This window comes from Tepidimicrobium xylanilyticum, assembly GCF_900106765.1.
In the GTDB taxonomy this organism is placed as follows: Bacteria; Bacillota; Clostridia; order Tissierellales; family Tepidimicrobiaceae; genus Tepidimicrobium; species Tepidimicrobium xylanilyticum.
In genome coordinates, this window is the sequence record NZ_FNNG01000028.1 from 1 (window position 1) to 7,476 (window position 7,476).

The window sequence follows — 7,476 nt, forward strand, 5'->3', positions numbered from 1 at the left end:
TAAGAGAAACTGCTGATATAGATGGAATAATAGGCAGATTAGAAGAAATACTGACTGAAGAAATTAATATAGCTGCAGAGGGGGTGCATAGTTAATATGTACTCTTTTTATTTTGATTATGAAGGAGAAGTTATTCAATTGCCTATACCTCCTTCTAGCCTAACATTAAAAATAAACAATAAAAATAAAGTAATTGAATTATTAAATATCGGCGATGTAAACATATTAAAGGACCCGGGACTGAGTGAATTTAATTTTAAGCTACTACTGCCCGGACAACCCTTACCTTTTGCAGTGTATGAAAGTGGTTTCAGACCTCCAGAATACTACTTAGGACAGTTTGAAAGATATAAAGTAGAAAAGAAACCAGTTAGATTTATAGTTAGTAGAGTAGCCCCTTGGGATGAACCTTTATTTGATACCAATATGTTAGTATCACTAGAGGAATACACTGTAGAAGAAAGGGCTGGAGAAGTCGGTGATATATATGTTGAAATAAGGCTAAAACAATATAAGCAGTACAAAACTCAAGTAATAAAAATAAAAGAAGTCGAAGGTAACAAGGCTACTGTAACAGTTAAAGAAGAAAGACCTGCTAAAGAGCCAGCCAAGACGTACACAGTTAAGCAAGGGGATACGCTTTGGGCTATTGCTAAAAAGGAACTAAATGATGGCAACAAATATACTGAAATAGCAAAATTAAACAATATATCAAGCCCTAATCTAATCTATCCAGGACAAGTCTTAAGGTTAAGGTGATAGGCTATGTATGAAATATCAATTATCAATAATGGAAAAAGATATTTACCTATTATAGAAGGTGATGTTGTTTGGGAAACTACTAGAATAGGTCAACCTGGCAAACTTACTTTCAATGTTGTAAATGATGATGTAATAAACTTTCAGGAAGGGAATCCTGTTTTATTTAGAGTAAATGAAAAAGATGTTTTCTTTGGATTTGTGTTTGTAAAAGAAAGAGATAAAGACCAGATTATTAAGGTTACAGCTTATGACCAATTGAGGTATTTGAAAAATAAAGATACTTATATCTATGAAAATATGAAAGCATCAGATTTGGTTAAGAAAATAATTAATGATTTCAACTTGCAAGCTGGAATTATAGAAGATACAGGTTATACAATAGCATATAGAATACAAGATAATAAAACTCTATTTGACATCATCTACGATGCTTTAGATTTAACCTTAATGAACAAAGGTAAAATGTATGTACTATTTGATGATTTTGGGAAATTAAACTTACGAGATGTTGAGACAATGAAAATCCCTGCCTTAGTAGTAGGTGATTATAATGCACAAAATTATAGTTATAAAACCGACATAGATACAGACACATATAACAAAGTAAAGCTACGTAGAAATAATGAAAAATTAGGAAAAGCGGAGGAATATGAATTACAACATGGTGTAAACATAAATAGATGGGGTGTATTGCAGTATTTTGAAAATGTTAATGAAGAAACTAATATAAAAGCCAAGGCGGAAGCTATACTAAAACTAAAAAATAAGAAAAAGAGAACATTGCAGTTAAAAGAAGTTTTAGGAGATATAAGAGTAAGAGCTGGGACAAGTGTAATGACTTTATTAGAAAATGTTGGAGATATAAGCGTAAAGCAGTATATGTTAGTTGAAAAAGCAAAGCATGTATTTGGTAATGATGAACATTGGATGACATTGGATTTAAGGGGTGATATATAGTGAGTATGATACAAATTATAAAACAAGCTGCTATAGAGGCCGTAGAAAATAGTTCGCCAATGAGTATAGCTTATGGTACTGTTACGAAAATAAACCCTTTAGAAATCAATGTAGAACAGCGTATGAATATAAAAGGGAATATGATACTCCTTACTTCTAATGTTATTGATAGTGAAGTAGAGGTTGAGATTAATGACATGACAGAAGAAGCTCTTACTAGCCCTTATAACCATAAACACGAGTACAAAGGCACAAAGAAACATATTCATAAGAAAGGATTAAAGGTAGGGGAGAAAGTCTTACTGATACGAGTACAAGGAGGACAAAAATACATTGTCCTAGATAGGTTGGTGAGTGCATGATACCTAAAATTGAAAACATACCGATTGGCGAGGAATTGGAAGTAGTAGAAGAACCTACTTATACTTGGAAAATAGATTTTGAAAACAAACGAATAGTAGGCTATACAGATGGATTAGAAGCAATGAAACAAGCTATATATCTAATATTAAATACTGAAAGATATAGGTATTTGATCTATGATTGGAATCATGGAGTAGAATTAGCTGACTTATTTGGTAAAGATAAGGCCTATGCTTATTCAGAGTTAAAAAGAAGAATCAGAGAAGCCTTGATAGCTGATGATAGAATCACTGATGTATCCGATTTTGAATTTGAATCTATAGACAGAAACACTATATTAGCAACATTCACAGTACACACAGTATTTGGAGATATAAAAGCCTCTAGGGAGGTGGAAATATAATGTATTCATTTGAGGAAATACTGCAAAGAATGTTGGATAGAGTACCCAATAAATACGATAAAAGGCAAGGAGGTATAATTTGGAACGCCTTAGCCCCTGCCGCTGCTGAATTGGCCCAAATGTATATCGAACTGGAGGATATCGAAAACAGAACCTATGCTGATACTGCTACAGGGGAGGACTTGACTAGGAGAGCAGCAGAAAGAGGAATTATTAGACGACTAGCTACTAAAGCAATTAGAAGGGGAATATTTAAAACTAATAACCAATTACCTTTGAATGTACCTATAGGGAGTAGGTATACTGGTGAAGATTTGAATTATGTAGTTATAGATAAAATTACAGATGGGGAATTTAGGCTTGAATGTGAAGAACCGGGAGCAATAGGGAATGTTTATTCAGGTTCTCTTATACCAGTTGAATATATAAATGGTTTAGAATCCGCTGAGTTGGTGGATATCCTTATTCCCGGAGAAGATGAAGAAGATGACGAGAACTTAAGAAAGAGATATTTCGATAGTTTAGAAAGTCAAGCATTTGGAGGGAATATTGCAGACTATAAGCAGAAAACAAATGAATTAAATGGTGTAGGTGGCGTAAAGGTGTATCCAGTTTGGAATGGCGGAGGAACTGTCAAGCTAGTTATAATAGACAGCGACTACAATAAACCCTCTCAAGAATTGGTTGATTATATTCAAAACGAAATAGACCCTGTAGGGCATCAAGGTGAAGGAGTTGGCATAGCTCCTATAGGTCATGTAGTAACTGTAGAAGGGGTATCGGAGTGTACCGTCAACATAGAAACAAACATAATATTTCAAGAAAGCTATACTTGGGAGGATGTGAAACCCAATTTCATAGCTACAATAGAAGGTTACTTTTACGAACTTAAAAAGACTTGGCAAGACGAAGAAAACCTAGTAGTTAGAATTAGCTATATTGAAACTAGAGCTTTGGGCTTGCCGGGTGTTTTAGACATACAAAATACTAAGATAAACGGACTAGCTGAAAATCTTGTACTAGAAGATGTGGAAATACCTGTACTTGGTGAGGTGACTATCGTATGAAGCAAATAGAAGAGTATTGGCCATTAGTTTTGCAAGAGATAGAAGAATTGCAAGAAATAGCAAATACAGAAAATATTGAAATAGATGAGCTGAAAGAATCTGTATCAAATTTAATTGATGATCAATTCATTGAAACAGCAACAGAAAGAGGGATAGCAAGACGAGAAAAAATATACAAAATAACACCTTTTGCTGATGATAGTTTAGAAACAAGAAGATTTAGAGTATTAGCAAGAGAGAATGATAAGCTACCATACACATACAAAGTGTTGATTAACAAACTAAATCAATTATGTGGTGAAAATGGTTATGTAATGACATTAAACGCAGGAGAATATACGTTAAACATAAAAATAGAGCTGGTTGTAAAAAGGATGTTTGATGAAGTAGATAAGCTAGTAAGAAAAATGGCTCCATCAAATTTAGTTATAACTGTAGAATTAAGATATAATCAACACTTGACTTTAAGTAAATTCACCCATGCACAATTAAGCCAATACACTCACAAACAGTTAAGAGAGGAAGTGATTAGTTAATGGCTGGATATACAAAGAATTTTAATTTAAAGAAACCATCTGATATTGAATTTTATAGCATAGAAGATTTTAATGAGAACTTTGAGAAAATAGACCAATTAGCAGTAAAAAAAGGCGAAGGGATAGGAGATTTGACAGGTGGTACTTTGGTAAATAGACCAGAACCAGGGATTGCAGGTAGATATTATTTTGCACAAGACACAGGAGAGATTTATTTAGATACAGGAGAAGAATGGGTATTAGCAGCTGCAAGTCAAAGAGAACTTGATGCACATAAGGCAGATAATTTTCACCATATACCTTATGTTATAGCTACTGGAACAAACTCATATGCGGTAAATATTCAAGGAATAACAGCATTAACTGAAGGTATGAGCGTGAAGGTTAAATTCACTAATGCTAATACAGGAGCTAGCACACTAAATATTAATGGGCTAGGTGCAAAGCCAATACGGAAATCAAACGGAAATGCTTTGTCAAGTGGCAATATTAAAGCAGGGCAAATATGTCATTTAGTTTACACAGGTTCGGTTTTTCAATTGTTGGGTGAAGGGGGTGAGTACGGAACAGCACAGCCTAATCATGTTTTAGAGGGAATAACATTTGGTACAGAGGATGGGTTAAAAGTCGGTACAATGCCAAATAGAGGTGCAATAAATCGTACAATAACTACTCAAGGTGGGCAGATAGTAATTCCAGAGGGTTATCATAATGGAAGTGGTATTGTTAAAGCACAATTTGCTAATTTAATTGCTGAAAATATTAAAAAAGGTGTTAATATTGGCGGAGTGACCGGGACATATGAACCAACTCCAACGCTTAAGACGGTACGAATTGGTGATATTTCGGTAGATAAGGATACTGCTGGAGGCTACACCTCAAAGACTTTTACTAAGGTATACGGTAAACCAATTGGCTACAGGGCAAGAAATGGCTGGTTTTCTGGGGGACGTTACCTCTACGATGATAGTTTATTCTATTTATCTTCTCCGAAGGATTCATTGTCAAAAACATTATCGAGTCCAGAGACTTCAAATACCGCAACAATTAGGATTACTGACGGCGAGGTACGATTAACGCAAAATAGTACATGGAGTTGTAGTCTAGTAGATTTATATATTTTTTTTATCTTAGATTAATGTATGATGTCAGAGGGATGCAAAAGTCAAAAGTGTTATATTACTCTTGGCTCTTTATTTTGTTATTTTTAATAAAGTCTAATGAATGTACCAGAAAAATCAAGACTATCCCTATAATCTATACTGCCATAACTCTCAATAGCTAAAAATACTTATTTAGCATATATATAATCGAAGTAAACGTCGAAATATTCATAACCTCTACAATAATATTTTACCATTATATCGCCACCAGCTGTGACTAGGATTATACAAAAATTAAATTTGCTATATGGTAGCTTAATCAACCAAAAAGATGTCAAATAAGCTATCGAAGAGGTTTTATGCGATTATAGTGTTGAAGATATAAGAATCTCACTATCAGTAAGTAATAACATAAATAGTATGATTTTATTATATTTGTCTGCAAGATAAGTGGAGGGGTTAAGCGATGGGACTTTAAAGAGTTATGGTAGAGTACTTAGGAAATTTGCTAATTCTATAAGAAAAAAAGTAGAGGATATTACAGCAATGGATATTAGAATATACCTTATAAATTATTCCAAAACTGGGGTAAAAAATTCTACTATTGCAACTGAAACTAATATTTTAAAGGGGTTTTTTAATTGGTTTGAGAATGAATATCGTCAGTTCATGGCGAAGTGAATAAAAATAAATTATAAAAATTGAAAGGATGTGTTGTTATGCACTATTATGCAAAACTTAATGAAAATCAAATATGTACAGAAGTAATTACAAGGGCAAGAGAATTACCAAAGGATTTAGATGGATTTATTAAAATTCCAGACTATAATGAAACTTATTTATGGAGGCAATGGCTAGGTAAAGACAAAGGTTGGTCTCAGGAAAGATACGAGCCTAGTATTGAGGCAGAATTGCAAGATAGAGTTGAGCGGCTAGAAACAGAAAATACAAACCTTAAAACAAAAATTACTAATCTACAAACTACAATAACAGAACTAAATATGACAAATGAAATATTAATACAATCTATAACAGAATTAACTGCAATAATAGCAATGTTACAAGCACCTACAGAATAGGTGTTATTTTTATGTAGAGGGAGGTGAAAGTATGATATTCACTCAAGATAGTGGTATAGTAAAGGTATGGGTAAGCTTAGTATTAAACCCAGATAGTCCTTATGAATTAGAAGATGTACCAGCACTATTTAACCTTAGAGAAGTTGTAACAGAAGTAGTGAATAGTATGAAGTAGTGAACAATAGGATAAAAATGTGCAACACCTAGCAGGGTGTATTTTTTATGCCCTGCTTAATTCTTGCTAATATCTGTCGATATTAGTTTAGGGTGATAAAATGAAAGAAAGGATTAATAATAAGTATAAAGATATAGAGAAGATTTTTGAAGAAATAAAAGCAAATCTATCTATAGAGGAGACAGTCATTTTGAAGATAGAAAAAAATGTTGGAAATGGAGATGCAAAAAAAAGCAGACAAAATTTTATATTGACTATAGATAAGTCAATTGTAAATGATTATGAGAATGAGGATAATAAAGAAAGGAAAGAACTATTGACTAATGTAATTAAATTCTTAATTGGTCATGAACTTGCACATATAAAATATAAAGATCCATCACTCTTAGAGAATTTACGCGCTATTTTTTCTAAGAAATCACAAGCAATTTCTATAATAAAAGAGCTAAGAGCAGATATAGAAGGGTCTAGCGCTGCTGGACTTAGTAAGAGTGAGTGCAAAGAAGTACATGATTATTTAGAAAAACTAGATGATAAGTATTCTAAAAGAAAAACATATGCACTTGGGTACCCAATGCGAACTCAAAGAGCAGATATTACCAGTAAATACAATGTATTTAATAAAGATTCTTTTGGTTATATAATAGAACATGTAATAAAAGATTTTTGTAAAACCATGAAAATAAATAATCAAGAGAAATTTATTGAAAATTTAAGGGAAGAATTTTTTAAAGAACTTGCTTAAAGCAGGTTCTTTTATTTTGCTTTGGAGGTGTGGGATGGAGAAAACATTAATGGACCTAGCAACAAGCAATGGAATCTGGGCAGCTCTCTATGTATTTCTATTTATTTATGTACTCTATGATAGCAAGAATCGGGAAAAGAAATACATAGAGAGAGAAGAAAAATATCAAGAGACAATATACGAAAATCAAACAATCATAAAAGAACTATCTAAAAAGTTTGGTGTAGTGGAGACAATTCAGAAAGACGTCAGCTATATCAAAGATGAATTGAAGAGGAGGTGAAAA

At 32.8% G+C, this 7,476-nt stretch carries 12 protein-coding genes; all 12 read left to right on the forward strand.

Annotated features, from left to right (window positions below; genetic code table 11):
* Positions 1–96 precede the first annotated feature (96 nt).
* The 12 genes from BLV68_RS14920 (at position 97) to BLV68_RS14970 (ending at position 7,473) form a co-directional block, all read left to right on the forward strand.
* The gene (locus BLV68_RS14920) at positions 97–759 is read left to right on the forward strand and encodes a LysM peptidoglycan-binding domain-containing protein (RefSeq protein WP_093755110.1); all 663 of its coding nucleotides are present in this window, start codon (positions 97–99) and stop codon (positions 757–759) included.
* A 6-nt stretch (positions 760–765) separates the two neighbouring features.
* Entirely contained in the window at positions 766–1,719 is a 954-nt protein-coding gene (locus BLV68_RS14925; protein WP_093755112.1) for an XkdQ/YqbQ family protein, read from the forward strand.
* 5 nt (positions 1,720–1,724) lie between these two features.
* On the forward strand, positions 1,725–2,081 hold the full coding sequence (locus tag BLV68_RS14930; RefSeq protein WP_234949944.1) for a DUF2577 domain-containing protein: 357 nt from the start codon (positions 1,725–1,727) through the stop codon (positions 2,079–2,081).
* Entirely contained in the window at positions 2,078–2,485 is a 408-nt protein-coding gene (locus BLV68_RS14935; RefSeq protein ID WP_093755116.1) for a DUF2634 domain-containing protein, read from the forward strand. The genes BLV68_RS14930 and BLV68_RS14935 overlap by 4 nt, the downstream gene beginning before the upstream one ends.
* On the forward strand, positions 2,485–3,552 hold the full coding sequence (locus tag BLV68_RS14940) for a baseplate J/gp47 family protein (protein ID WP_093755118.1): 1,068 nt from the start codon (positions 2,485–2,487) through the stop codon (positions 3,550–3,552). The genes BLV68_RS14935 and BLV68_RS14940 overlap by 1 nt, the downstream gene beginning before the upstream one ends.
* Positions 3,549–4,088, forward strand: a complete 540-nt coding sequence (locus tag BLV68_RS14945; RefSeq protein ID WP_093755120.1) for a putative phage tail protein — start codon at positions 3,549–3,551, stop codon at positions 4,086–4,088. Before BLV68_RS14940 ends, BLV68_RS14945 begins: the two co-directional genes overlap by 4 nt.
* A complete protein-coding gene (locus BLV68_RS14950; RefSeq protein ID WP_093755122.1) occupies positions 4,088–5,227 on the forward strand; it encodes a hypothetical protein in 1,140 nt (379 codons plus the stop codon). The genes BLV68_RS14945 and BLV68_RS14950 overlap by 1 nt, the downstream gene beginning before the upstream one ends.
* A 414-nt stretch (positions 5,228–5,641) precedes the next feature.
* A complete protein-coding gene (locus BLV68_RS14955) occupies positions 5,642–5,872 on the forward strand; it encodes a phage integrase N-terminal SAM-like domain-containing protein (protein ID WP_093755198.1) in 231 nt (76 codons plus the stop codon).
* Between the two features lie 38 nt (positions 5,873–5,910).
* Positions 5,911–6,270, forward strand: a complete 360-nt coding sequence (locus tag BLV68_RS14960) for a bZIP transcription factor (protein ID WP_093755200.1) — start codon at positions 5,911–5,913, stop codon at positions 6,268–6,270.
* 31 nt (positions 6,271–6,301) lie between these two features.
* Complete coding sequence (locus BLV68_RS15900; protein ID WP_200773819.1) at positions 6,302–6,445, forward strand: hypothetical protein; 144 nt, start codon at positions 6,302–6,304, stop codon at positions 6,443–6,445.
* 100 nt (positions 6,446–6,545) lie between these two features.
* A complete protein-coding gene (locus tag BLV68_RS14965; RefSeq protein ID WP_093755202.1) occupies positions 6,546–7,190 on the forward strand; it encodes a M48 family metalloprotease in 645 nt (214 codons plus the stop codon).
* 34 nt (positions 7,191–7,224) lie between these two features.
* Positions 7,225–7,473 carry a BhlA/UviB family holin-like peptide gene (locus BLV68_RS14970; RefSeq protein ID WP_093755204.1) on the forward strand — a complete coding sequence of 83 codons (249 nt, stop codon included), beginning with the start codon at positions 7,225–7,227 and terminating at the stop codon, positions 7,471–7,473.
* Positions 7,474–7,476 lie beyond the last annotated feature (3 nt).

What these genes read in the sequence shown, in the direction of transcription:
- BLV68_RS14920 (WP_093755110.1), top strand. Translation starts at nt 97, where the DNA reads ATGTACTCTTTTTATTTTGATTATGAAGGAGAAGTTATTCAATTGCCT.
- BLV68_RS14925 (WP_093755112.1), top strand. Translation starts at nt 766, where the DNA reads ATGTATGAAATATCAATTATCAATAATGGAAAAAGATATTTACCTATT.
- BLV68_RS14930 (WP_234949944.1), top strand. Translation starts at nt 1,725, where the DNA reads ATGATACAAATTATAAAACAAGCTGCTATAGAGGCCGTAGAAAATAGT.
- BLV68_RS14935 (WP_093755116.1), top strand. Translation starts at nt 2,078, where the DNA reads ATGATACCTAAAATTGAAAACATACCGATTGGCGAGGAATTGGAAGTA.
- BLV68_RS14940 (WP_093755118.1), top strand. Translation starts at nt 2,485, where the DNA reads ATGTATTCATTTGAGGAAATACTGCAAAGAATGTTGGATAGAGTACCC.
- BLV68_RS14945 (WP_093755120.1), top strand. Translation starts at nt 3,549, where the DNA reads ATGAAGCAAATAGAAGAGTATTGGCCATTAGTTTTGCAAGAGATAGAA.
- BLV68_RS14950 (WP_093755122.1), top strand. Translation starts at nt 4,088, where the DNA reads ATGGCTGGATATACAAAGAATTTTAATTTAAAGAAACCATCTGATATT.
- BLV68_RS14960 (WP_093755200.1), top strand. Translation starts at nt 5,911, where the DNA reads ATGCACTATTATGCAAAACTTAATGAAAATCAAATATGTACAGAAGTA.
- BLV68_RS15900 (WP_200773819.1), top strand. Translation starts at nt 6,302, where the DNA reads ATGATATTCACTCAAGATAGTGGTATAGTAAAGGTATGGGTAAGCTTA.
- BLV68_RS14965 (WP_093755202.1), top strand. Translation starts at nt 6,546, where the DNA reads ATGAAAGAAAGGATTAATAATAAGTATAAAGATATAGAGAAGATTTTT.
- BLV68_RS14970 (WP_093755204.1), top strand. Translation starts at nt 7,225, where the DNA reads ATGGAGAAAACATTAATGGACCTAGCAACAAGCAATGGAATCTGGGCA.